Here is a 23380-nt window from a genome sequence, read left to right as displayed (position 1 = left end):
TCAGTCCCTCGCCTTGAGCGCCGAGATCATGTTCAACCGATCCAGCGCGCGGCGCAACATCAGGATCGAGGCCAGCGTCGCCGAGACTACGACCAGCACCGCGGTCGCGATGCTGGGTAGATCGAAGCTGACGCTGACCCGGTAGAGTTCATTGGAGAAAACCCGCGCGATCAACTGGGCAAGTGTCCAGCCGAACCAGATCCCGACCGGGAGCGCACAGGCCACGAGTACAGTGATCTCCCCGGCGAGGATCAGCGTCACTTCCCCGCGGGTGAAGCCCAGCACTCGCAGGCTCGCCAACTCATGCGCACGTTCGGAGAAGGCGTTGCGCGCGGCGTTGTAAACGATGCCGAAGCTCAGCACGAAGGCGATCGCGCCGAAGACGAAACGCATCTGGCCCGCGCCCTCGTCGGCAATCTCCCGGAACGCGGCGAGACTGTCGGATTTTATCGAGACGCCCGCGACCTTGGGGCGCGCGCGCAGCTCGTGCAGAAGCTCCGGCGACGGTGCACCTTGGGTACGGATCGAGACCGAGGTGATCCGGTCCGCCTCGCCCACGGCCCGGGTCAGCGAGTCGAGGCGCATATAGGCCGGAGCGCCCAGCAATGTGTCGGAGATCGCAGCGACGGGCAGCGAGAGGGTCCGCTTGCGGCCCTCGGTGACTTCGGCGGTGAGGTTTTCGCCCGGCTGAAGTTTCAGCACATCCGCGAGCCCCCGCGAGATCACGACGCCCTGCGCGGGCAGGGCGATCGGCTCCAGATCGGGCCGTAGCGCGCGATTGAGCTGCGCATCCTCCGACAGGCCGGTCAGTTCGCCGCGATGGGTGATGACGCCGTTGCGGAAGAGGACCGGCACGTAGCGCGTCGGCTCGGCCTCCAGCACGCCGGGAAGGTGCGCAATCTCATGTGTCACATCGCGCGAGACGGGGTGGATGAAGCTCACCGTCGCGTCGGAGCGGTCGGCAAAGCCGAAGGTGACGTCCATCGTGTGATCGAAGCCCGAATAGATCATCAGCATCGCCATGTTCAGCGCGAGGCCCGCGGCCACGCCCGCGATGGTGCCGAGGCTGCGTACAGGTTGCCGCGTGATCTGACGCAGGATCATCCGCCCAGGCTGGTCGAGGAATTTCGTGACGATCGCGAGGAAGCCGACCCGGCCATGGGTGAAATCGGCCGGGGCCGGGGGGCGCATCGCCTCGGCGGGTGTCAGGCGGAACACCGTGCGCAACGCGATCGCCGCCCCGAGCGCGGCGGCGATCAGCGAGAAGGCGAGGCCCCCGGCGAAGGGGCCGGGATGCATCGAGAAGACGAGGTAGGGGAATTTGTAGAATTCCATGTAGAGACCGGTCAGAGACCGCCCAAGCATCACGCCCAGAGCCGATCCGAGCAGCGCGCCGGCGAAGGCGATCATCAATGCCATTTCGAGGTAATGCCCTGCGATCTCCGCCCCGCTGTGACCGAAGGCCTTCATCAGCCCGATCTCGCGCCGCTCCGCCTGCACGATACGTGTGATCGTCACGTTGAGCAGGAAGGCCGCAACTGCGAGAAAGATCGGTGGCAGGAACAGCCGCGACTGGCGCAGGCCCTTTAGTTCTTCCTCGATGAAGCGCGCAGAGGTCTGCTGATCCTGAACGAAGCCCGCGCCGCCGCCATAGGGCGCCATCAGCCTGTCGAGATCGGCGAGCACCGCCTTGCGCGGCCGCTCGCGCGTGGTGAGCGCCAGCACCTCGTTGAACGCCCCGTCGAGATCGAGCACGGCGGCCGCTGCCTTGCGCTCCATCCAGATCACGGCGAAGCGACCGTCGTTGGGAAAGAATTCGCCCGGCGCGGGCATGAACAGGAACTCCGGCGCGCGGGCGAAACCGACGACCTGCAAGCGCTGGTGACGGCCCTCGACGGTAACGCCGAGCGTATCGCCAAGCGCGATCCCGCGCGCGGCTGCGAATGTGTCGAGCAGCACGACCTCGTCGCTGCGCCCCGCGATCGGCTTCCGCCCCGCCGTCATCAGGATACCGTTGAGGCCTGCGGGGCCGGGCAGCGACAGGACACGCGCCTGTATCGGCTCGCCCCCGTCCGCGTCGATCCGGCCGAAACCGCTGACCCGCCCTTCGGCGGCCAGCACGCCGGGAATCGCGTTGACTTGTTCCATCATCGAGCTGGGCGCGCGGGTGAGCGGCTCGAAGACCTGCGCTAGCCGGTGGCGCTCGAAATAGGCGTCGCGGGTGACGGTGAGCGTATCGGTCAGCCCCGCCATCATCACCTGTACCATCACGCCCAGAGCGACGACCGCCGAGATCGCCAGCGCCTGCGCCCGGATTCGCCAGAGGTCGCGGAAGAGCTTGCGATGGAGAACGGTCAGGGCCATCGGCTTACCATTCGATCTCGGCGGGGTCGGCGCGGGTCTCGTTGACGATCGTCTCGCGCAGCTGGCCATCGGTGAAATGCAGCACGCGATGCGCCATCGCCGCCGTTGCCGCCGCATGGGTGACGATCAGAACGGTCGTGCCCAGCTCGCGGTTCACATCGTTGAGCACCTGCAGCACGCGCCGCCCCGTCATACTGTCGAGCGCCCCGGTCGGCTCGTCGCAAAACAGCACCGCCGGACGCTTCGCGATGGCCCGCGCGATGGCGACGCGCTGCTGCTCGCCGCCTGACATCTGCGCCGGGAAATGGTCGAGTCGTCCCTCCAGCCCGACCAGCCGCAGCGCTTCGCCCGCGTCCATCGGATCGTGCGAAATCTCGGTCACCAGATCGACATTCTCGCGCGCGGTGAGGCTGGGCATCAGGTTGTAGAACTGGAAGACGAAACCGACATGGCTGCGCCGGTATTGCGTCAGCGCCCGGTCGGACATTTCGGTCAGGTTCTGATCGCCGAACCACGCCTGGCCCGAGCTTGGTCTGTCGAGCCCGCCGATGATGTTGAGAAAGGTGGATTTGCCGCTGCCCGAAGGTCCAAGCAGCACGACGACCTCGCTGCGCGGAATTTCCAGGGTCACGTCTTTGAGGGCGTGGACCGCGGCTGGTCCCTCGCCATAGGTTTTCGACAATGCTTCGGTGCGAAAGGCAGGCTGCACGCTCGGCCTCTTCAAACAGATTGGGCGCGTCACCCGTCCCGGATCAGATCACAGCTTCTTCAGGCAGTCAAAATTTGTCGAGGCTGAGGGAGAGTTGAGGGCGTCCGCGTGGTGTTCGCGCCTCACCGGTCGAAGGCGACGTTTCCGTTCGTCGGGCGTCACGCGCTGAGGCCGTGGACGAAGAGATCAATCTCCAACGCCAGACCGAATTCGAATTCGTTGAGTTCGGGGCCAGTCCATTGATGCTCTTCGAGATGGTCGAGGAAGTCGCGGCGTTTGCGTTCGTCGTCCGGTCCCAGCGACAGGGTCTCGGCAGCGCGCAGCAGGTCGATCCGCTTGTGGACCTCGCACATAGCGGAGAAGGCTTCCATCATCACCGCTGCCAGACGCGGTTCCTCCTGCCACGACTGGCCGCCGAAGACCTCCTGCACGACCCGATTGCCGGAGCCGAGGCAATCATAGGCGACGCAGCCTGCCATGCCTTTCTGGGTCAGTTTGTCGTGAATCGAGCAATCGTGCCCGCAAAGGTTCCGGCAGGGCTCTCCGGGGTTCTTGCTGAAGGCGAAATCCTTGCCCTTGTCGAAGGACAGCACCACGCAACAAAGCGCCGCGCATTGGGAACAGTCGGTCTTGAGGCGGTCGGTCCGGGGCATACTGGCCTTCGCTTGGCTTGACCTCTCAGCGAGGTCGTCGGGCCGTCGTATCCCGCGAAACGGGCCTGAAATGCAAGGGGCGCCCGGGGGGGCGCGACGCGAAGCTCCGGCAGCGGACAGTGGACCGCCGCCGGGTCGGTTCAGCTCAGATCGCCTCGATCGCCTTTGCCAGCATGTCGCGCACGTCGCCTGCGACCGATTTCAGCCGGGGGTTGTCGATCGCCATCATCGAGGCCGCCGGGTCGATCGCGCAGACGAGGATATCCGCGCCGTCCTGCCGCAAAATGACGTTGCAGGGCAGCATCGCGCCGACGTTCGGCTCCAGCTGGATCGCCTGATGCGCCATCTTCGGGTTGCAGGCGCCGAGGATCATGTAGCCGGCCATGTCCTCATCCAGCTTCTTCTTCATCGTGGCCTGCACGTCGATTTCGGTGAGCACGCCGAAGCCCTGCTCCTTGAGGGCCTCGCGCGTCCGGGTGTCGGCCTCTTCCAGTGTGGTATTGGTGAGGCGTTTGTCGATGGTGTAGCTCATTGTCTTGGATCCTCTGAGGTTGAGCGGTTCAGGATTCGACCGGGTAGTCCTGCGCGGACCATGCGCCGAAGCTGCCCGGCACAGCGGAGACGTTCTTGAACCCGGCGCGGTGCAGCAGGCTCGCAGCGACGCTGGCGCGGTAGCCGCCCTGACAATACACCGCATAGTCGGTGGAACGGTCGAGTTCGTCCATCTCGTCTTCGATCGTACCGAGGAAATGGTGGAGCGCGCCGGGGATACGGCCGCCGTCCCATTCCTCGTCCTTGCGCACGTCGAGCGGGGTCAGATCGCTGCCCTTCAGTTCCTGCACGGTGACCTGCGGGATATGCGCAAGCGGTCGCCCGGAGGTGCGCCACGCGGCGATGCCCCCGTTCAGGTAGCCCGCGAATTTCGTGAAGCCGACGCGCCAGAGCCGCAGCACGGCCTCGTCGATCTCGGCACTCGTTTCGCTAACAAGCGCAATCGGTTTGTCGGGATCGAGCATCCATCCGGCCCAGACCGACAGGATCGGCTGCAGCCCGATATTGAGCGAGCCTTCGATGAAGCCGCCGCCGAAGGCGAGCATGTCGCGGATATCGACCAGTTGCACGTCCTTGTCGGCGATAAGCGCCTCGAACTCCTTCGGGCTCTTGCCGATGCAGCGCGGCAACCCGTGCATTACCTCGGGGCCCGCCGCATTGACCTTCTTTAGGCGCGGGTAATGCGTGGGCACCGGCGGAGCGTCCTTCGTCATCGCGTCCTTGAAGGCCTCGAGATCGGTGATCCGGGCATATTGGTTATGGGCTTTCTCATAGGCGATGCTGGTCGACATCCGGTCGCCGATATTCGGCCCGCAGGCCGAGCCCGCGCCGTGGCAGGGATAGACCAGAACGCCCTCGGGCAGCTGCATGTAGAAATCCTGCGTGGTGCGGAACAGCGCCTCGGTCAGTTCCTCGGTCTTGTCGTCGCCCAGGAGGTCGGGGCGGCCGACCGAATCCACGAAGAAGGAATCCCCGCTGAGCACGCCCCAGGGGTCGTCATTGTCCTTCTCGTAGAGCAGGAAGGAGACGTGTTCGGGCGTGTGCCCCGGGGTGTGCCGCGTCTCGAGCGTGAGTTGCCCGAAGCTGAACTTGTCGCCGTCGCGGATGCCCTCATGCTCGAAATCATATTCGGCGCCGCCCTCGACGCTGACGCAAAGCTTGGGCGTGCCATCCAGCCGGTCCACCAATTCGCGCGCGCCTGACAGGAAGTCGGCGTGGATATGGGTCTCGAATACATGGGTGATCGTCAGTCCGAGCGCCTTGGCGCGCTCGATATAGATATCGCAATCGGGGCGGGGATCGACGACGGCGGCGGTGCCGCTGCCAGTGTCGCCCAACAGGTAGGAGCACTGGGCGATCCCTTCCGCGAGAATCTGTTCAAAACGCATGGTCATGTCATCTGCCTCCGAATTTCCGTCCGTTCGGGATTGCGGAAGGAATGCGCGGGGGGCGGTTCATGTTCCAAAAATTGAATATGTATCCTGCCGGTCAGGCATAAAGTTGCGATAGGAGCGTGACCCCATTTCCAGAACCACGCGCGCTCATCGCTCAGAGGCCCGAGAGAGCGGGTGATTGATCGCCCCTTTTGCCTGCCCGGGGGGGCGGAATTTGCTCGCAGCGAGAGGCATCAAGGTTTCGGAAAGCGTATGTCCACTCGCAGACCGCGCTCGAGGTTCTGCAGGCGCAGCTCACCGCCGTGAATCTGGGCGATGGCGTCGACGAGGCTCAGGCCCAATCCGCTGCCCTGCGTGTTTCGGCTCCGGTCGAGGCGCACGAAACGTTCGCGCACCCGTGCCAGATCTCGATCCGGGATACCGGGGCCGTTATCGGTGACGCTCAATGTGATGTGATGGCGGGTCTCATGCACGCCGATCGAGACCCGTGCCGGGGACGGGCTGTAGCGAAGCGCGTTGTCCACGAGGTTCACGAGCGCCTGGAACAGAAGCTCGCGGTCGCCTTCGATCCGGACGTCTTCGGGCAGATCGAGCGCCAGTTCCTGCCCTGCATCCTCCGCGCCAGCGCCGAGCATCTCCGCCACGTCCTGACAGAGCTGCGTGAGGTCGATCGAGGCGCGCGTGATCTCGACCATTCCGGCTTGCATCCGGGACAGGCGCAGGATCGCGTCGAAGGTTTCCGAGACCTGATCGAGATCGCTCAGCGCTTTTCCGATTTCGCCTCGCTGCGCCAGCGGCAGCGACGAATCCAGCGCCACCGGCTCCAGCCGCAGCCGCAGTCGGGCGAGCGGCGCGCGCAGGTCATGGGCGACATCGGTCGAGACCTGCCGGATCGACGCGATCCCCGCCTCCAGTTGATCGAGCGCCTGATCCACGCTTTGCGCAAGACGCGCCACGTCGTCATCGCCTTCGTCGCGGATACGTAGCCCGTGGCGACCTTCGCCCACCGCGTGCAGGACCTGCTCCATCCGGTCGATGCGCACCTCGTTGCGGCGCGCGATGAAGACCGCGAAGCTGATCGACAGCAGAAGCGCGAGCCCGAGGCCCCAGCCGAAACTGGTGGCGAGGATTTCGCCCTGCTCGCGGAGCCACGCATCGTCGCGCCCCGTCATCAGCCAGCCCGAGGGGAGCCGCATCCCGAAGGTGACATAGCCCTCGGGGACATTCGCGCCGGGCGGATCGAGGAGCGTTACGTCGGGTCCTGGTTCGAGATGGCGCGCCCCTTCGAACTGGCTTGCGACGCGAACATTGCCAAGCGGTTTGGAGCCATCGGCCGGCACGAAGGTCACGATATTCGCGCCGTCGCGACTCGTCGTCATCCGCGCCGAGATCTGCTCGCTCAGGTCCTGCAAGTCGGCGCCGCGGGCCGAGATGGCGAGCGCCTCGGTATCGGCGCGCACCTCGCCTTCGAGGCGGCGGCTCATTTCCTTGGATTGTAGCGTGTAGGAGACCCCGCCCGCGACCAGTGCGGCAAAAGCGAAGACCGTCGAGATCGCGATGGCGAAGCGCATCGACCAAGTGAATGCACGCATCACGAGGCCTCGAACACGTAACCGATCCCATGCAGCGTCGTTAGGTAGGGGGTCGCGAAAGGCTTGTCGATCTTGCCGCGCAGACGGCTGATATGAGTCTCGACGACGCTGCTTTTCGGGTCGAAATGAATGTCCCAGATCGCCTCCAGCAGGATCGTCTTGGTCTGCACCCGGCCGGGACGTTCCATGAAGTGCTTCAGAAGCATGAATTCCCGCGGCTGCAATTCGATGCACTGGCCTTCGCGCCACGCCTCCCGGGCGAGCAGGTCGAGGCGCAGATCGCCCTGCACCAGTTCGGTCACCTCTGCCTTGAGGGCAGGGCGGCGCGCGATCGTGTCGATCCGCGCGAGCAGTTCGACGAAAGCGAAAGGCTTGACCATGTAGTCATCGGCCCCTGCGCGCAGCCCGGCGACGCGATCTTCGACGCTGCCCATCGCGGTGAGCAGAATCGCGGGCGTGGCGATCTGCGCGGCGCGCAACGCCTTGAGCAGGGCCAGCCCATCGAGCCCCGGCATCATCCGGTCGAAGATGAACAGGTCGTAGCTCTGCGCGGTGGCTTGGGTCAGCGCTTCGCGCCCGTCGCGGAGCAGGTCGACGGCGTGACCTTCACCGGTCAGCCCCTTGCGCAGGTAGTCGCCGGTCTCGGCATCGTCTTCGGCAATCAGGATCTTCATCGCACCATCTTTCGATAACGGACCGGCATTGTCACGGTCGGCCCCGCTACGCCTGTGCGATTTCTTACAAATTCGTAAGATGGGAGCAAAACGCTTCGTCCTTCTGCAGGCGATTGCTGGCGGCATCGGTGCGGATGCATCGCAAGCAATGAGGACCTTATGCGAAACCTGCTTCTTTCCGCCGCGCTCATCGCGGTGCCGGTCGCGTCATTTTCAATGGTCGAAATGGCCATGAATACGGGAGGGCCGGGCGCTTCCGCGGCGCAAGCTGCAAGCCTCGGCGATATGAGCCCTTACGAGACGATCGTGAGCGATACACAGATGCTTGCCAAGAAAGGCGAGTTCACCGCTGCGGAGAAACGTATCACCGATCTGGAGACCCTTTGGGACAAGAACGCGGCCAAGCTGCGCAAGGCCGATCCTTCCGCTTGGGGCGTGATCGACGGTGCGGCGGACAAGGCTTTCGCCGCGCTGCGCACGAAGTCGCCGGATTCGAAAACCGTGATGGAGAGCCTTAACGGCTTGCAGACCGCGCTTGCCGATCCGGTGCCCTCGGAAGTCGGGGCTGTGCAGAAAGTCGCGGGCATCGCGGTGACCGACAAGACCGGCCATGCGCTGCCCTGCGAGGCGATGATCGGGCAGTTGCGCGACACGCTCGGCGGCAAAACCGCGCCGCAAGCGGTTTCCGACCTTCAGGCGAAAGCGCTCGAGCGCTGCAACGCCGACGACGATACCCGCGCCGATGCCTTCTCGGCGCAGGCGCTGGCAATGCTGAACGACTGAGGCGCAACATGAGCTATCAACAGACTTTCATCTACCCCGACGAAGAGTTGACCAACCCGGTCAGCCGAGTTCCCGAGGTCACGCCGGGCTTTTGGCTCATCAAACTGATGGCGGTGACGATGGGCGAGACGGCGGCCGACTTTCTGGCCGTCAATCTCGGTCTCGGTCTGACCGCGACGACGATCCTGATGACTGCGATCCTCGCCTTGGTGATCCGCTGGCAATTCGCGCAGCGCCGCTACGTGCCTGCAGTCTACTGGTCGGCGGTGGTGCTGATCTCGATCGTGGGGACGCTGATCACCGACAACATGACCGACAATCTCGGGATTCCGCTGATCGACTCGACGATCGGGTTCACCATTCTGCTGGGCGCGACCTTCGCGGCGTGGTTCGCCTCCGAGCGCACGCTCTCGATTCATGAGGTCTACACCGCCCGGCGCGAAGGGTTCTACTGGCTCGCGATCCTGTTCACCTTCGCGCTCGGCACGGCGGTCGGCGATCTGATCTCCGAGCAGTTCGGGATCGGCTATCTCGCGACCGGCATCCTCTTCGGGCTGATCATCGCGTCGCTCACCTTGGGGTATGTCACCTTCAATCTGGGCGGGCTCTGGGCGTTCTGGCTCTGCTATATCTTCACCCGCCCGCTGGGTGCGTCCTTCGGCGATCTTCTCTCGCAACCGACCGATTATGGCGGGCTGGGCTTCGGCACCATTCCCACCAGCCTCGGCTTCCTCGCCGTCATCGCGATCACCGTCGCCGCGATGACCTTGAAACGCAGGCGCATCTGATTCCCTTTCCAGATCGTACGCCGCGTGGCCCTCCGTCCCGTCCGTCCGGGGCGGAGGGTTTTTCGTTCCGGCCAAGCCGGTAATCCAGCTTCTCACCGATTTGTAAGAAACTGTCGAAGTCGATCCGGATCGCGACGGGCAATTTCCTCTCAACATCAAAAGGAGGTGCCCAGAGATGCAAACAGACACACTGGCCGTGAGCACGCGGGGACTTACCCTGCGCTACGGCGATTTCACCGCGCTCCAGCCGCTCGATCTCGATATCGGACGTGGCGAGATCTTCGGATTTCTCGGCCATAACGGCGCGGGCAAGACCACGACGATCCGGCTACTGACGACGCTCATGGAGCCCAGCGGCGGCACGGCGAGCGTCGCCGGCTGCGACCTCGCGCATAACCGCATCGCGCTGCGCCGCGCCATCGGCTACCTGCCCGAGAACGTCCGCCTCTACGACACGCTCACCACGCGCGAGAACCTGCGCTTCTTCGCGGCGCTCTCGCGGATCGAGGATGCCCGCGACCGCGTCGAGGAGGTGATGGAGTTCCTCGGCATCACCGATCTCGCCGACCGCCGGATCGCGACCTTCTCCAAGGGGATGCGCCAGCGGGTCGGCTTGGCCCAGGCCATCGTCCACCGTCCGCAGGTCCTGTTTCTCGACGAGCCGACCTCGGGGCTCGACCCGATGGGGGTGCGCCAGCTGCGCGAGGTGCTGGAGCGGCTGAACGCGCAGGGCATGACGATCTTCATGAACACCCACCTGCTGAGCGAGGTGGCGCGGTCGTGTTCCTCCATCGGCGTTCTTTCGCATGGGCAGCTGGTCTTCCACGACACGATCGAAACGGTGAAGGCGCGCTACGGCTCGGAAGAGGCCCTCGAGGAGCTTTACCTCTCGGTGGTGCCGGATCGCGAGGTCGCGGCATGACACCTTCCACGATCCTGCGCCGCCACGCGCTTGCCGCGCTTGCACGCGAGCGGACGATCGCGCTGGTGGCCGCGCTGTTCGCCGCGCTGGTGCTGGTCTCGGCCTATCTCGGCTGGTCCGCGACCTCGACGGTCGACGCGATCTACGCCAGCGCCACGCATTGGTTCGAAGCCAATGGCAAGCCGGTGCCGCCAAACCCGGTTACGCAAGGCTCACCGCTGGCGCTGCTGCGCAACCTCACGATCTATATCAGCCTGATCGGCGCCTTTTCGGCCATCGTGATCGGCTACCGGATGGTCGAGACCGACCGCCGGGCCGGCGTGCTGCCGCTGATCGGCGCGCGCCCGCTGGAGCGGCTCGATTACGCGCGAGGCAAGGTCTCGGCACTCGCTCTGGCCGTCGGCGGACTGGCCGCGCTTGCGGGCGTAGTGGGCGCCGCGACCCTCGTCATCCTGCCTTCGGTGCATCTCGCCTCAGGGGATTGGGCGCGGCTGGCTGCGTTCTTCTCTCTGGGCTGGCTCTACATGATGACCTTCGGGCTGATCGCGATCGGTGCTTCGGCGCGGGCGCGCAGCGAAACCGTGGGTCTGATGGTGCCGACGGTGGTGTGGCTGGTGCTGACCTTCGTCTGGCCTGCGCTGACCGGAAACATCCTGCCCACCGCTGCGATCAACCCGATCTCGGCCCTCGCACCCGCCCCGCAATCCGCGATCTTCGACCTCTCCGCAAACCTGCTCGGGCCGTTCTCGCTGGCCGAAGCCTACAAGTATCTCGGAGCGGAGCTGATGGGTTACCTGCCCGACGGTCTGCCGCCGCGCGGTCCCGTGCCGCCGCTGGTCGTGATGATGCTCTTCGCTGCGGGCTCCGGCCTCTATGCGCTGCGCGGCTGCCTCAAGCTCGACATGACGAAGGGAGGCCCCGATGCCTGATCTCTCCGCAATCTCCACCATTGCGCTCAAGGACGCGCGGATTGCGCTGCGCGACCGTTTCCTGCTCGCCGCGACGCTGGCGCTCGTCGCCGCCGCGCTGATCTCGCTGATCACTGGGACGGTTGCGATGCGCACTGATGTCGCCACCTACATGGCCGCGAAACAGCAGCTGCTGGCGCTCGGCAAAAGTCTCGGTTCGATCGCGGCGCCAGAGTTCTATCCGCTGAAGCTGATGCGCGGCACGATCGAGCAGATCGAGATCATGGGCGCGGTGATCGCGCTGATCGCGGGCTACCGCGCCGCCGTCGAGGAGCGCGGACGCCAGACGTTGGCGCTGATCCTGACGCGGCCGCTCTCGAACTGGCAGTTCCTTGCCGCGAAGCTGCTGGGCGGGGCCGGGCTGATGGGGACGGCACTGGCCTTCGTCTTCGCGCTCTGCGCAGTGGTGCTCGCGCTCGGTTCGGGCATCGGGATCGGGGCGAATGACCTCTTGCGCCTTGCGATAACCTGGGGGGCTTCGACGCTCTATCTTAGCGCGATCTTTGCGGTGGGCTTCGGGCTGAGCCTCTGGCTGAAAAGCCCGGCGAGCGGGCTGCTCTACGCCTTCGCGCTGTGGCTGCTGGTGGTCCTCGTCGCGCCGCAGATCGGCGACACGATGGACCCCGATAACCAGGTCGCAGGCGGCGTCTTCGCGCAGCTTTCGATCCCGAAGGCCGAGCAGACAAAGATCAAGCAGGGCTTCGCCACCTACGAAACCATCCGCAACGGGATCGAGGTCTCGTCCGTGACCAAGCATTACGAGCGCTTCACCTTCGCGGTGCTCGGAATCAAGGACATCTACACCGGCAAAGCGCTCGGGCCGATCTGGGCCGACAAGAAGGGCGATGCCTGGTTCCTCATTCTCTTCACCCTCGGTCTCGGCGGGCTCGTCCTGCTGCGTCCGATCCGTGCCGACCGTCTGACCAAGGAGACCTGACGATGAACAAGACCCTTTCCACCCTCACCGTGCTGCTGATGCTCGCCGCTGGTGGCGCCCAGGCCGCGCAGACCGATACCGACAAGGATGGCGTGCCCGACATGGCCGAGCCGCTGCTGCACACCGATCCGCAGAACCCCGATACCGATGGCGACGGGCAGAACGATTTGGCCGACAAGGACCCGGTGGTCGCGCAAAGCCCGATCCAGCCCGGGGGCACTGCCGCGCCGTTCCATATCGGAGAGCTGCTGGTCGAGAACAACGTCGATCCCGCAACCCATACGGACGCCCCGGATCACCTCGAGATCCAACTGGTCAATGACAGTGCCAAACCGCTGAGGGGCTTCACCCTCTTCTACACCATCACCGACGCCGATAGCGGCGCGAAGGAGGCCTATATCCTGCACCCCGACGTGACCGTTCCCGCCAATGGCTCGGCCCGCATCCATGTCGATGACAGCGGCAAGCCGGGGCATCTGCGGGCGAACCCGAACTCGATCTACACCACAGCGCAATCCGCGAAACAGGTCGATGTGAGCCTGCAGCTTCCGGGCACTGCCGCGGTGACGCAGGGTGTCAAGAAAGACGCCGGCGGCGCCGAGCAGGCGGATTGATCGCCAACCATCGCAGAGCGGCCCCGCATCCGGGGCCGCAACGGAGACAGAGGCGATGAAACTTCGCGAAATCGCGCGGATCGTGGGCACCGTATTGGTCGGGACGCTCGCGGCGCTGGTGCTCTATTTCGGGTATTTGCAGGTGACCGGAAATTTCCACACCGTGGTGGCTGGAGAGTTCTATCGTTCGAACCAACCGACCGCCGCGAGGCTGAAGACCTACAAGAAAAAGGACGGCATACGATCGGTCCTGAACCTGCGCGGAGCGCATCCGGGACAGGCGTGGTACGATCAGGAGAAGGCTGCGGCAGAACGGCTTGGATTGGAATTGATCGACTTCAAGATGTCCGACCATCAAACCCTCAGCCCGATCCGCCTCGCGGCGCTCGAAGGGGCGATGGCGCGGGCGCCCAAGCCCGTTCTGGTTCACTGCAAGGCGGGGGCGGATCGCACCGGGCTCGCTGCCGCGCTTTACCTTTATCATCAGAAGAAGCGTTCGCCTTCCGAGGCGGGTTGGCAGCTCTCGTTTCTCTACGGCCATATAGGCGTGCCGTGGCTCTCGAGAGCCTGGCCGATGGACGAGACCTGGATGGCGGTGAATACTGGCGACCGCGTGCCGGCTGTTGCGTGGCGTGGGTCGTGACCGCGGCGATTAGTCCAGCGAGCGCTGCGGTTGACCCGCAAGGGGCTTCTGTGTCAGGCACGCGACCTTTCATGATCCACCTCGGCGCGCGCGCCGGGCCCAGCCTAAGGAAGGACATATGGCACTCACCCTGCGCCGCAACCGCGACCGCGATCTGGCCCCCTTGGCAGCGATGCTGTCGGACGCCGAAATTCCCCTGCTCAATCCCAATGCGAAAGTTCCGTTCGACGAGATGGAATGGCATCGCAAGTGGCTTGGAGAACATCAGGACGTCTCGTTCTACCTTCAGGATGAGACGGGGCGGGATGTCGGTTTCTTCGCGCTGCGAGAGGGTATCGGGCCGGAGGTGCGGCACCTGACCTACGTCTATCTCGTCGAAGAGGCGCGTGGCGGGGCGGCTGCAGAGCTGACGGGGCACGTGGAACAGGCGGCGCGAGACCTCGGCGCGCTGTCGCTGACCCTGAAGGTGGAGCTCGAAAACGCGCCGGCCTTCAACGCCTATCTCTCGGCCGGCTACGAGGAACTGTCCCGTCGTCAGGGCATGGCGACGATGCGGTTGGATCTGGAGGAGAGGCCCGCCGAATAAGCGGGGCTTCCGACGGGTGTGGCGCAAGATGAGAACCGTTGGTTCGCGGTCCTCCAGGTCGTTCAGGCCGTCGCTTCGCGATCCAATTTTACGCGCGGTCCGCGGCCTTCACCTGATAACCTTCGAGCTTAGTTCTCAGGGCGCGACCGTCGCAACCTGAGCAGGCGGATGCATTTCGAGCGTATTTCGAGCGTTGGCGGCTCTGCTGCGGGGCGATGAATTGCCCCGAGGCGCTTTCGGATGGACCTGCGCGTTCGCGGAACCAACGAGCCTGCTGCGAAAGATCCTCGAACTGTCCGGGCGCGTAACACTCATCGAAGCTGAAGATGAGGGAAACGTGTGCCGATCCGCGACGAATACGACAAGCAAGGCGACCGTCTTCTATGACGGGGCGTGCCCGCTTTGTCGTGCCGAAATCGGGCTCTATCGCGAAGCGCCGGGGGCGGACGCTTTGGAGTTCGTCGATCTCTCCGACCCGGGCGCGACTCTGCCCGACGCTCTGAACCGGGACGACGCGCTGGCGCGGTTTCACGTGCGGACGCGGGATGGGCGTCTCGTCTCGGGGGCCACCGCGTTTGCAGAGCTCTGGGCGCAACTTCCGCGCTGGCGTGGTCTGGCGCGCATCGCGCGATGGCCGATTGTCAGGACTCTCCTCGAACTGGCCTACCGTATCTTTCTGAAGCTGCGCCCCGGTATCGTCTGGCTCTTCGTCAGGCTGACGGGGCCGCGCGCCCGATGAGCGTGATGCCGGTGGATCAGCCAAGGGACTTTTGGCGCGTGGGGTTTCTCGCGATGGCGCTCGCGACGGCGAGCATCCCGATCTACATCCACCTGCCGAGTTTTGCGGCCACGCGACTTGGCCTGTCGCTCGGTCAGGTCGGGGCGATCCTGCTGCTGATCCGTATCGTGGATTTCCTGCAGGATCCGCTCTTGGGGTGGATGACAGACCGCTGGGCGCAGTACCGCTCGGGGTTCGCGGCCCTCGCGATGGCGCTGCTGGCGGCGGGCTGTGTCGCGGTCTTTTCTCTGCCCGTGCAGGGAAGTCCCGCGCTTTGGCTGACCGGGGGGCTTGTCGTCGCGTTCACGGGGTATAGCCTCGGGACGATCCTGATCTACGGCCAGAGCGCCGCTTTCGCCGGATCGGGGCGGACCCAGTCGCAGCTGAGCCTCGCCGGCTGGCGCGAAACCGGCGTTCTGATCGGGGTGACGCTCGGCGCGATCGCGCCGGCGCTGCTTTCGACGCTCCACGATCAATCGGATGGCTACCGGCCTTTCGGCTGGCTGATCGCGCTGTTGTCGTTGATCGCGGTCGCGTTGGCGCGGCCGCTTTGGCGCAAGACGCAACTCGCCTCGACGCGGTTGAACTGGCGGGGACTCATCGGGTCAGACGCGGGTTGGCTCTTGCTGCTGGCCTTCGTCAACAGCCTGCCGGTGGCCGTGACATCGACGCTGTTTCTGTTCTTCGTGGGGGACCGGCTTGGCTTGCCGGACTTGGCAGGACCATTTCTTATCCTGTTCTTCATAGCCGCCGGGGCGAGTGCCCCTCTATGGGGACGTCTCGCCAGACGGTTCGGCGCCCGCCGGGTGCTGCTGGTCGCGATGGTTCTTGCAATCGTGAGCTTCGTAGGCGCCTTCAGCCTGCCGACCGGGGCCGCTTTACCGTTCGCGGCGATCTGTATCGGGTCCGGTGTCGCGCTCGGAGCGGATATGGTGATCCTATCGGCGCTTTTCGCGTCAGCGCTGTCGCGTGCGGGGCTGCAAGCGGGGCAGGCGTTCGGGATCTGGAATTTCAGCGCCAAGGCGACTTTGGCGATCGCCGCCGGGACCGTGTTGCCGTTGCTTCAATATTTCGGATACCAGCCCGGCGCAGGCAACACCGGCGCGGCGCTCTCGGCGCTCAATGTCAGCTATGCGCTCGTGCCCTGCGCGCTGAAACTGGCGGCGATCGCGCTCGTGCTCGGATTGCCTCGCGACATTCTCGACAATTCGAGCTGATGCGGAGCGCGGCAAGGCAGATTACGATCTAACCCTCATTTGTTCGACGCCGAAGCGACCCCGATCGGATCAGGGCTACTCCGGCGACGCATCGTCAGGATCAGAGGCTCAGGACCAGGGGGTCACGAGGTATTTCTCGCCGGTCTTCATTTTCCGGTAATCGGTCACGGCCTCTTTCGTCAGCATCTCGTCGAGATTGACGCGGGTCTTGTAATGGCTCGCGAAGGTGGTCGTGAGATTGTCGCGCACCCGCTTGCGCATCCGCGCGACGGTCTCTTGCCCGGCCGATTGCAGGAACGGAAACAGCAGCCAGCCCGAGAGCGTCCAACCGAAGCCGTAGCTCGGCGAGAGGGTCGTCGGGCCGGTGTCGAGACGTCCGTAAATGAACATCCGCTTCGGCTGGTTCGAGCCGTAGCGCGAATATTCCGTCATCCGGCTCACCGCGACCTGCTCCATCGCCTTGAAGGCGTTGTCGACCGCATGGCCGCCGCCGATCGGATCGAAGCCGTAGAAGGCTCCGGTGTCGTCGATCGCATCGCGAAGCCGTTCCATGAAATCGTCATCCGAGGAGTTCACGACATGGGTGGAGCCGATCTTCTTGAGCAGATCGACCTGATCGTCCTTGCGAACGATATTCACCAGACCGAGACCGTCCTCCTGACAGATGCGCGTCAACATCTGCCCGAGGTTCGACGCGCCAACTGTGTGCAGGATCGCATCCTGCCCGTCCATCTTGGCGTTCTCGACGAAGCCGAGCGCGGTCATCGGATTGACGAAGGCGCTCGCGCCATCTTCGGAGGAATGATCGCCCAGCGGCAGGCACATCTCCGCATCGGCGATGCAATACTGGCTGTAGGCGTTACCCGGCACGCAGGAGACGCGCTGCCCCATAAGCGCTTTCGCCGCGTCGCTGTCGCCGGTTGCGACGACCGTGCCTGCGCCCTCGTTGCCCGCGGGCAGCTTCAGACCGTGCCGCGCTTTCGAGCCCGCGTTGAACGGCTCGGGCATCTTGGCCACGAATTTGCCGGGGGAATACGCGGCGTTCTCCATATCCGCCGCGCCCACGAGGATGGCGAGGTCTGAGGGGTTGATCGGAGCCGCCTCCATTTTGACGAGAACCTGATTGCCGGTTGGGTCGGGGAAATCCACGTCCTCGATCGCGACGGTGAGTGTGCCGTCCGCCTCCAGCGTCGTGAACAGTTGTTTGCCAGTGGTCGCCATGTCGATCTCCAGATGCCTGACTTGGGGTGAAAACTCGGGTCGGGTCGCGAACGGAGCTCCGGGAGATTGCGCCCGCACCGTCCGCGCTTGCCTTGCCAGATAGAGCGGGGCGCCCGCGCGGCGACCGCGTGCGACGCGACGTCTTGTCGGTTCGCGTGTCCGGCATCGCCGCGAGCGACTGGCGCATATCGGTGGCCCGCACATCTGTGCGGGGGGATTTGACCGGTGAGGCCCGCGAAAGCCTGCGCTTCCGCGAGGGGCGCTGGAACTCCTGCCCGCGGCGAAAGTTGGCCCCTTTGAAATCGAAGGAGTCCCCATGTCAACGATCACCACCACCAACCCCGCAACGGGCGAGACGATCAAGACCTATCCTCTGATGAGCGAGGCCGAGGCCTTCGAGAAGGTCGAGGCCGCGCATTCCGCCTTTATGGATTGGCGCACGCGGACGCCCGCCGAGCGCGCGCCCTACTTGACCAAGATCGCAGAAAAGCTCCGCGAGAACGCGGATGAGCTGGCAGCGCTGATGACGCGCGAGACCGGCAAGCTGCTGAAGGACGGCAAGGCCGAGGTCGAGATCTGTGCCGCGATCCTCGACTATACCGCGAAGACTGGCCCCGACGCGCTGGCCGACGAGGAGCGTACCCACGGCACAGAGGGATCGCGCGGTGTCGTGACCTACCAGCCGATCGGCGTGATCTACTCGATCCAGCCGTGGAACTTCCCGCTTTACCAGCCGATCCGGGTGCTCGCGGCGAACCTGATGGCGGGCAATGCCTGCGTACTCAAACATGCCAGTATCTGCACCGGCTCGGGCCTGCGCCTGCGCGACTTGTGTATCGAGGCAGGGCTGCCCGAGGACCTCTTCCAGGTCATTTTGATCGACCACGACACCAGCGACAAATTGATCGCGCATCCCAAGGTGCGCGGTGTGACCCTGACCGGTAGCGACGACGCGGGCCGCCACGTCGGAAGCGTCGCCTCGAAGTCACTGAAGAAGACCGTGCTGGAGCTGGGCTCGAACGATGCCTACCTCGTGCTGGAAGATGCCGATATCGAAACGGCGGTGAAATTCTCCGTGATGGGGCGGCTGTACAATAACGGCGAAACCTGCGTCTCGGCGAAACGGTTCATCGTCGCGGACAAGGTCTATGACGCGTTCGTCGAGGCCTTCGTGGAGCAGATGAAGTCGATCAAGATGGGCGATCCCACTAAGGACGACGTCCAGCTTGGTCCGCTTTCGAGCGACGACCAGTTCGCGATGGTCAAGGAGCAGGTGGAACAGAGCCTCGCCAAAGGGGCGAAGGCGCTTTGCGGCGGCGAGGCCCCGGATATCACCGGCGCCTACTACCCCGCGACGGTGCTGGTCGATGTGGCTCCCGGGATGCCCGCCTATGACGACGAGATATTCGGCCCCGTCGCAGCGGTGATCCGCGCCAAGGATGACGAGGACGCGATGCGCATCGCCAATGACAGCCGATATGGCCTTGGCGGCGGGATCTTCAGCAAGGACGAAGAGCGTGCGCTCAAGCTCGCTCGCGATCACTTCGACACCGGGATGGTGAGGATCAACTCTTTCGGGACTGCCGATCCGAACATGCCCTTCGGAGGCGTCAAGGATTCGGGCTACGGCCGCGAGCATGGCGGCTTCGGCATGAAGGAATTCGTCAACGCAAAAGCGGTGTTCCTGCCATGATCACCCTTCACGCCCTGCACTATTCCCGCGCGACCCGGGTGCTGTGGCTGCTCGCCGATCTGGGCGAGCCCTGCCACCGGGTCGATTATCAGCGCACCGAGAATTTTCGCGCGCCGGAGGCCCTGTCGCGGGTTCACCCGCTGGGCAAGTCGCCGGTTATCGAGGACGGCAACCGGATACTCGCGGAATCCGCGACGATCCTGCGTTACCTCGTCGCGAAATACGGTGACGAGACCCATACGCCGCCGCGTGGTACGCCGGAATTCTGGCAGCACGAAGAACTGCTGGATTATGTCGAAAGCTCGTTTGCCGAGGTTGCGCTGCGGGCGGTCCTGCCCGCCTTCCGGGGCAAGCCGGTGCCCGCAGAGGCGCAGGCGGCGCTCAATTCTCATCTCAATTTCATCGGGCGGACGATCGGTACCGGGCCAATGCTCTTCGGCGAGAGGGCAATGCTGGCCGATATCCAGATGTCCTATGTCATCGCCTTGCTGGCGCGGCTCGATCTGCTGGGAGAGCATCCCAAGGTCGGCGCCTACTGGAGCGCCCTGCAGGCGCAGCCCGGCTATGTCGCCGCCGTCAAGGCCGCAGGCCCAATGGCACCGCCCGGCTGACACTCCGGGCAGCCCCGATCCACTCATGCGAAATAGGGCAGCGCGACGCCTCTCGCGCTGCCCTTCATCTTGTGCCGGGGCGCAACACTGCGATCCGGGTTGAGCGCGCACGACCGATCTCGGGATGTTGAAGGTCTGCCCCGAGAAGCCCTCGCAAGGGCGGCGGAAAAACTGCTACTCGCTTGCATAGGCCGATATTCTCGTGGAGGTGTTCTCTACCGCTGCGGTCGGCGACGGTGAGGATTGGCGCAACAGGAGACAGCGATGCAGGAACTGACAGCCTTCGGCCCGGATTTTCCCTTTTCCTACGAGGACTGGATCAGTCACCCCGCGGGTCTCGGTACGCTGCCCAAGGATGTGCTGGGCGCGCCGGTCGCCATCATCGGCGCCGGGGCGGCCGGGGTCATCGCGGCCTACGAATTGATGAAGCTCGGTCTGCGGCCAGTGGTCTACGAGTCCTCGCAATTCGGCGGGCGGTTGCGTTCGCAGAGCTTCGAAGGGACGGACGGGGTCGTCGCGGAGCTTGGCGGGATGCGCTTTCCCGTGTCCTCGCGGGGGTTCTACCATTACGTCGATCTTGTCGGATGCGAGAGCCGCCCCTTTCCGAACCCGCTGACGCCCGCCGCCGGATCGACCGTCATCGAGCTTGAAGGCGAACGGCATTTCGCACGCAGCCTCGACGACCTGCCCGAGGGGTTCCACCAGATCGCGCAAGCCTATGACGAAGCGCTGCGCAGTCAGGCGGCCTTCCCCGACCTGCAAGCCGCGGTGCGCGCCAAGGATGTGGCCGCGATCAAGGCGATCTGGGATCCGCTTGTCAAAGATTGGGACGAGCGCACCTTCTACGATTTCGTTGCCCATTCGGAGGCGTTCCAAAAGCTCGATTTCTCGCATCGTGAGATTTTCGGTCAGGTCGGGTTCGGCACCGGCGGCTGGGATTCGGACTTCCCGAACTCGATGCTGGAGATCCTGCGGGTAAATCTGCTCGGGCTCGACGATGACCAGCGCTATATCGTGGGAGGGGTGGAGTCTGTCCTGCATCGCCTGTGGAACGCGGCGCCGGCCTGCGCGCATTGGCCCGAGGGTACGACGCTCGCGAGCCTGCATGGCGGCGCGACGCGCAGCCGGGCGACCGCGCTGAGCCGCGCCGGAGAGATGATCCGGCTGCGCGACCAGTGGGGCAACGAGGACGACTATGCCGCGGTGCTCGCGACGTGCCAGACGCACTTGCTGACGACGGCGATCGAGACCGAAGAGGACCTGTTCGATCAGAAGATGTGGATGGCGCTTGACCGGACCCGCTACATGCAGGCCGCGAAGACCTTCGTCATGGTCGACCGGCCGTTCTGGAACGACATCGACCCGGAAACCGGCGAACCGCTGATGTCGATGACGCTGACCGACAGGCTGACGCGCGGCACCTATTTCTTTGATAACGGGCCCGACCGCCCCGGCGTGATCTGCCTCAGCTACGCCTGGATGAGCGACGCGCTCAAGGTGCTGCCGCTCAGTGCGGAACGCCGGGTCGAGCTGTCTCTGCAGGCGCTTGGCAAAATCTACCCCGGCGTCGACATTGCCTCGCATATCCGCGGCCAGCCGATCTGCGTGAGCTGGGAGGCGGACGAAAACTTCCTCGGGGCTTTCAAGGGCGCGCTGCCGGGTCACTACCGCTACAACCACCGCATTTACGGCCACTTCATGCAACAAGGCATGACGGCGAGCCAGAGGGGCGTCTTCCTCGCCGGGGACGGTGTCAGCTGGACTCCCGCCTGGGTCGAGGGCGCGGTGCAGACATCGCTCAATGCGGTGTGGGGGATCATGACGCATCTCGGCGGACGCAGCCCCGAGGAAAACCCCGGACCCGGCGATCTCTATCCCGAGCGCGGGCCGATCAAGCTGGCCGATTGAGCCTCAGAACCGGTTGCCCCAATGCGGGTGGAGGTCGTCGATCACCAGCGGATGGCGATGAGTGCGTTGGCCCTGCAGATGCGGGTGATCCGGCGCGAGATTGTCGTGGCGATGCTCCAGCGAGACCGGATCGCCGGAGGGCCAGACGCGCAGCGCGACGGCCAGCCCGAGCATCGCCACGCCCGAGAGACCGAGCAATGCCGGGACCGCGCCGAACTCCGTCATCAGCCAGCCGGAGAGCGGATAGGTCACCAGCCAGCAGGCATGGCTCAGCGCGAATTGCGCCGCAAAGAGGGCCGGGCGGTCCTCGGGATGCGCGGAGCGTCGCAGCAATCGGCCCGACGGAGTGAGCACGGCCGAATAGCCCAAGCCCGTCGCCAGCCATGCTGCGAGAAGCAGGGGCCAGCTCAGCCCGACCGTCGAGATTGCCAAGGCAAGGCCGAGAAGCGCGCCGATCATCACGCCTGCGCCCGACAGCATCACCGGGCGGTCCGCTATGCTTTCAAGGATATGGGGCAGGCCGAGGGCCGCCAGCATCGACCCCGCCCCAAAGGCGAACATCGTCCAGGCCAGATCGCTGTCCGACAGGTGGAGCCCGCCGCGTACCAGCACAACCGAGTTCACCAGCACCATAGCACCCGCCGCAGCGGCGGCGAGATTTACCGCCAGAAGTCCCCGCAGCCGTGGCGTCGCAAGATAGATCCGGATGCCGCGTGTGGTCCGGTCATAGATGCCGCGCCGGGTTGCTGCCTGCGGGCTCGGCAGGATCACCGACACCACCAGCATGGCCGAGCCCGCAAACCCCGCGACCGTGCCGAGAAACAGGCTGTTATAGCTCATCACCGCCAGGAGCAGCCCGGCGAGCGTTGGGCTGACGATATTCTCGAGGTCGTAGGCCAGGCGCGACAGCGACAGCGCGCGGGTGTAGCGCTCTTCTTCCGGCAGCACATCCGGCAGCGTCGCCTGAAATGTCGGGGTGAAGGCGGCGGAGGCCGATTGGAGAAGGAAGATCAGCACATAGACTTGCCAGACCTCGGTCACGAACGGCAGCGCCAGCGCCGCGAAGGCCCGGACGAGGTCGAGCGTGACCAGAAGCGCCCGTCGGTTTACCCTGTCGGCGAAGGCGCCTGCCACCGGCGCGATCCCGACATAGGCGACCATCTTGATCGTGAAGACCGTGCCCAGCACCATCCCCGCTTTGTCCCCCGCCAGATCATAGGCCAGCAGCCCGAGCGCAACCGTGGCGAGCCCGGTGCCCAGAAGCGCTACGATCTGCGCGGCGAAGAGATGGCGATAAGTTCTGTCAGCGAGGATGGCGAGCATGGGCTCAGGAATAGCGTGAAACGGTCCTGCGTTCCATGCGATCCGTCGCGATCCCCGCGCGCAGCCCGGTCATTCTTCGAGCGCCTTACGGCGGGCCTGATATTCCTCGGGGTCGATTTCCCCCTTCGCGAGACGTTCCTTGAGAATGTCGAGCGCGGTGTTCTGGCTCCGGCCCGGTCCGCGTTCCGTGAACCAGCGCACGGCAAGTACGGCAAGGAGAATGAGTACCCCCCAGAATACCACCATCATGCCGACACCGAAGAAGCCGTAACCGTCGCCCCACATCATGGGATGACCATAATATCCCTCTCCATAGCCGCTCGGGGCGTCGGCGAAAGCCACGGCCGGGGCAAGGGGTGCGAGAAATGCAGTGAAAAGAGAAAGTTTCGTCATAATCACCTCCACGGGTTCGTTTCCGCCTCGATACACCTCTGACGAGTTCGCGACATT

At 64.7% G+C, this 23380-nt stretch carries 23 protein-coding genes; 13 read left to right on the top strand and 10 right to left on the bottom strand.

Annotated elements, in window-relative coordinates:
• The 7 genes from B6V74_RS17520 to B6V74_RS17490 form a co-directional block, all read right to left on the bottom strand.
• Complete coding sequence (locus B6V74_RS17520) at positions 1–2364, bottom strand: FtsX-like permease family protein (protein WP_166504587.1); 2364 nt, start codon at positions 2362–2364, stop codon at positions 1–3.
• A gap of 4 nt (positions 2365–2368) precedes the next feature.
• A complete protein-coding gene (locus B6V74_RS17515) occupies positions 2369–3073 on the bottom strand; it encodes an ABC transporter ATP-binding protein (RefSeq protein WP_088720011.1) in 705 nt (234 codons plus the stop codon).
• Positions 3074–3231: 158 nt separating this feature from the next.
• Positions 3232–3726: a hypothetical protein gene (locus B6V74_RS17510; RefSeq protein ID WP_088723549.1), complete on the bottom strand. Its 495-nt coding sequence runs from the start codon at positions 3724–3726 to the stop codon at positions 3232–3234.
• Positions 3727–3871: 145 nt separating this feature from the next.
• Positions 3872–4258 (bottom strand): DUF302 domain-containing protein, encoded by a 387-nt coding sequence (locus B6V74_RS17505; RefSeq protein ID WP_075776635.1) that lies wholly within the window; start codon positions 4256–4258, stop codon positions 3872–3874.
• Between the two features lie 28 nt (positions 4259–4286).
• Positions 4287–5672, bottom strand: coding sequence for an MBL fold metallo-hydrolase (locus tag B6V74_RS17500; RefSeq protein ID WP_088723548.1), 1386 nt, complete (start codon positions 5670–5672; stop codon positions 4287–4289).
• 233 nt (positions 5673–5905) lie between these two features.
• A complete protein-coding gene (locus B6V74_RS17495) occupies positions 5906–7264 on the bottom strand; it encodes a HAMP domain-containing sensor histidine kinase (RefSeq protein ID WP_075776633.1) in 1359 nt (452 codons plus the stop codon).
• On the bottom strand, positions 7264–7938 hold the full coding sequence (locus B6V74_RS17490; RefSeq protein ID WP_075776632.1) for a response regulator transcription factor: 675 nt from the start codon (positions 7936–7938) through the stop codon (positions 7264–7266). The genes B6V74_RS17495 and B6V74_RS17490 overlap by 1 nt, the downstream gene beginning before the upstream one ends.
• Before the next feature lie 306 nt (positions 7939–8244).
• Here B6V74_RS17490 and B6V74_RS17485 point away from each other — a divergent pair, with 306 nt between their 5' ends.
• From B6V74_RS17485 to B6V74_RS17440, 10 genes are all read left to right on the top strand, one after another.
• The gene (locus B6V74_RS17485; protein ID WP_146694576.1) at positions 8245–8721 is read left to right on the top strand and encodes a hypothetical protein; all 477 of its coding nucleotides are present in this window, start codon (positions 8245–8247) and stop codon (positions 8719–8721) included.
• 8 nt (positions 8722–8729) lie between these two features.
• Entirely contained in the window at positions 8730–9509 is a 780-nt protein-coding gene (locus B6V74_RS17480; RefSeq protein ID WP_088723546.1) for a hypothetical protein, read from the top strand.
• A gap of 175 nt (positions 9510–9684) precedes the next feature.
• On the top strand, positions 9685–10431 hold the full coding sequence (locus B6V74_RS17475; RefSeq protein WP_088723545.1) for an ABC transporter ATP-binding protein: 747 nt from the start codon (positions 9685–9687) through the stop codon (positions 10429–10431).
• Positions 10428–11360, top strand: coding sequence for an ABC transporter permease subunit (locus tag B6V74_RS17470; RefSeq protein ID WP_088723544.1), 933 nt, complete (start codon positions 10428–10430; stop codon positions 11358–11360). Before B6V74_RS17475 ends, B6V74_RS17470 begins: the two co-directional genes overlap by 4 nt.
• On the top strand, positions 11353–12336 hold the full coding sequence (locus tag B6V74_RS17465; RefSeq protein ID WP_088723543.1) for an ABC transporter permease: 984 nt from the start codon (positions 11353–11355) through the stop codon (positions 12334–12336). Before B6V74_RS17470 ends, B6V74_RS17465 begins: the two co-directional genes overlap by 8 nt.
• Positions 12337–12338: 2 nt before the next feature.
• The gene (locus tag B6V74_RS17460; RefSeq protein ID WP_088723542.1) at positions 12339–12950 is read left to right on the top strand and encodes a hypothetical protein; all 612 of its coding nucleotides are present in this window, start codon (positions 12339–12341) and stop codon (positions 12948–12950) included.
• Between the two features lie 55 nt (positions 12951–13005).
• Positions 13006–13593, top strand: coding sequence for a tyrosine-protein phosphatase (locus B6V74_RS17455; protein WP_088723541.1), 588 nt, complete (start codon positions 13006–13008; stop codon positions 13591–13593).
• 118 nt (positions 13594–13711) lie between these two features.
• The gene (locus tag B6V74_RS17450) at positions 13712–14179 is read left to right on the top strand and encodes a GNAT family N-acetyltransferase (protein ID WP_088723540.1); all 468 of its coding nucleotides are present in this window, start codon (positions 13712–13714) and stop codon (positions 14177–14179) included.
• A 193-nt stretch (positions 14180–14372) separates the two neighbouring features.
• Positions 14373–14918: a DUF393 domain-containing protein gene (locus B6V74_RS17445; RefSeq protein ID WP_206185222.1), complete on the top strand. Its 546-nt coding sequence runs from the start codon at positions 14373–14375 to the stop codon at positions 14916–14918.
• Positions 14915–16174 (top strand): MFS transporter, encoded by a 1260-nt coding sequence (locus B6V74_RS17440; RefSeq protein WP_240497141.1) that lies wholly within the window; start codon positions 14915–14917, stop codon positions 16172–16174. The genes B6V74_RS17445 and B6V74_RS17440 overlap by 4 nt, the downstream gene beginning before the upstream one ends.
• A gap of 108 nt (positions 16175–16282) precedes the next feature.
• On the opposite strand, the gene B6V74_RS17435 is transcribed toward B6V74_RS17440, so the two are convergent.
• On the bottom strand, positions 16283–17395 hold the full coding sequence (locus B6V74_RS17435) for a zinc-binding dehydrogenase (RefSeq protein WP_088720020.1): 1113 nt from the start codon (positions 17393–17395) through the stop codon (positions 16283–16285).
• A 316-nt stretch (positions 17396–17711) separates the two neighbouring features.
• Between B6V74_RS17435 and B6V74_RS17430 the strand changes: the two genes are divergently transcribed.
• The 3 genes from B6V74_RS17430 to B6V74_RS17420 all read left to right on the top strand — a co-directional run bounded on the left by B6V74_RS17430 (position 17712) and on the right by B6V74_RS17420 (position 21607).
• The gene (locus tag B6V74_RS17430; RefSeq protein WP_088723539.1) at positions 17712–19088 is read left to right on the top strand and encodes an NAD-dependent succinate-semialdehyde dehydrogenase; all 1377 of its coding nucleotides are present in this window, start codon (positions 17712–17714) and stop codon (positions 19086–19088) included.
• The gene (locus tag B6V74_RS17425) at positions 19085–19699 is read left to right on the top strand and encodes a glutathione S-transferase (RefSeq protein ID WP_088723538.1); all 615 of its coding nucleotides are present in this window, start codon (positions 19085–19087) and stop codon (positions 19697–19699) included. The genes B6V74_RS17430 and B6V74_RS17425 overlap by 4 nt, the downstream gene beginning before the upstream one ends.
• A gap of 264 nt (positions 19700–19963) precedes the next feature.
• Positions 19964–21607 carry an NAD(P)/FAD-dependent oxidoreductase gene (locus tag B6V74_RS17420; protein ID WP_088723537.1) on the top strand — a complete coding sequence of 548 codons (1644 nt, stop codon included), beginning with the start codon at positions 19964–19966 and terminating at the stop codon, positions 21605–21607.
• Between the two features lie 3 nt (positions 21608–21610).
• Here B6V74_RS17420 and B6V74_RS17415 read toward each other — a convergent pair whose 3' ends face one another.
• Complete coding sequence (locus B6V74_RS17415; protein WP_088723536.1) at positions 21611–22930, bottom strand: MFS transporter; 1320 nt, start codon at positions 22928–22930, stop codon at positions 21611–21613.
• 69 nt (positions 22931–22999) lie between these two features.
• On the bottom strand, positions 23000–23323 hold the full coding sequence (locus tag B6V74_RS17410) for an SHOCT domain-containing protein (protein WP_075777576.1): 324 nt from the start codon (positions 23321–23323) through the stop codon (positions 23000–23002).
• Positions 23324–23380: the final 57 nt, after the last annotated feature.

The sequence above is a fragment of the Thioclava sp. F42-5 genome, from assembly GCF_002213195.1.
GTDB classification, from domain to species: Bacteria; Pseudomonadota; Alphaproteobacteria; order Rhodobacterales; family Rhodobacteraceae; genus Thioclava; species Thioclava nitratireducens.
Note: the sequence above shows the minus strand (reverse complement) of the source record. Positions and strands in the feature narration are given on the sequence as shown.

What these genes read in the sequence shown, in the direction of transcription:
- B6V74_RS17460 (WP_088723542.1), top strand. Translation starts at nt 12,339, where the DNA reads ATGAACAAGACCCTTTCCACCCTCACCGTGCTGCTGATGCTCGCCGCT.
- B6V74_RS17420 (WP_088723537.1), top strand. Translation starts at nt 19,964, where the DNA reads ATGCAGGAACTGACAGCCTTCGGCCCGGATTTTCCCTTTTCCTACGAG.
- B6V74_RS17475 (WP_088723545.1), top strand. Translation starts at nt 9,685, where the DNA reads ATGCAAACAGACACACTGGCCGTGAGCACGCGGGGACTTACCCTGCGC.
- B6V74_RS17440 (WP_240497141.1), top strand. Translation starts at nt 14,915, where the DNA reads ATGAGCGTGATGCCGGTGGATCAGCCAAGGGACTTTTGGCGCGTGGGG.
- B6V74_RS17495 (WP_075776633.1), bottom strand. Translation starts at nt 7,264, where the DNA reads ATGCGTGCATTCACTTGGTCGATGCGCTTCGCCATCGCGATCTCGACG.
- B6V74_RS17425 (WP_088723538.1), top strand. Translation starts at nt 19,085, where the DNA reads ATGATCACCCTTCACGCCCTGCACTATTCCCGCGCGACCCGGGTGCTG.
- B6V74_RS17465 (WP_088723543.1), top strand. Translation starts at nt 11,353, where the DNA reads ATGCCTGATCTCTCCGCAATCTCCACCATTGCGCTCAAGGACGCGCGG.
- B6V74_RS17410 (WP_075777576.1), bottom strand. Translation starts at nt 23,323, where the DNA reads ATGACGAAACTTTCTCTTTTCACTGCATTTCTCGCACCCCTTGCCCCG.
- B6V74_RS17450 (WP_088723540.1), top strand. Translation starts at nt 13,712, where the DNA reads ATGGCACTCACCCTGCGCCGCAACCGCGACCGCGATCTGGCCCCCTTG.
- B6V74_RS17505 (WP_075776635.1), bottom strand. Translation starts at nt 4,258, where the DNA reads ATGAGCTACACCATCGACAAACGCCTCACCAATACCACACTGGAAGAG.
- B6V74_RS17470 (WP_088723544.1), top strand. Translation starts at nt 10,428, where the DNA reads ATGACACCTTCCACGATCCTGCGCCGCCACGCGCTTGCCGCGCTTGCA.
- B6V74_RS17435 (WP_088720020.1), bottom strand. Translation starts at nt 17,395, where the DNA reads ATGGCGACCACTGGCAAACAACTGTTCACGACGCTGGAGGCGGACGGC.
- B6V74_RS17500 (WP_088723548.1), bottom strand. Translation starts at nt 5,672, where the DNA reads ATGACCATGCGTTTTGAACAGATTCTCGCGGAAGGGATCGCCCAGTGC.
- B6V74_RS17510 (WP_088723549.1), bottom strand. Translation starts at nt 3,726, where the DNA reads ATGCCCCGGACCGACCGCCTCAAGACCGACTGTTCCCAATGCGCGGCG.
- B6V74_RS17455 (WP_088723541.1), top strand. Translation starts at nt 13,006, where the DNA reads ATGAAACTTCGCGAAATCGCGCGGATCGTGGGCACCGTATTGGTCGGG.
- B6V74_RS17430 (WP_088723539.1), top strand. Translation starts at nt 17,712, where the DNA reads ATGTCAACGATCACCACCACCAACCCCGCAACGGGCGAGACGATCAAG.
- B6V74_RS17520 (WP_166504587.1), bottom strand. Translation starts at nt 2,364, where the DNA reads ATGGCCCTGACCGTTCTCCATCGCAAGCTCTTCCGCGACCTCTGGCGA.
- B6V74_RS17415 (WP_088723536.1), bottom strand. Translation starts at nt 22,930, where the DNA reads ATGCTCGCCATCCTCGCTGACAGAACTTATCGCCATCTCTTCGCCGCG.
- B6V74_RS17480 (WP_088723546.1), top strand. Translation starts at nt 8,730, where the DNA reads ATGAGCTATCAACAGACTTTCATCTACCCCGACGAAGAGTTGACCAAC.
- B6V74_RS17490 (WP_075776632.1), bottom strand. Translation starts at nt 7,938, where the DNA reads ATGAAGATCCTGATTGCCGAAGACGATGCCGAGACCGGCGACTACCTG.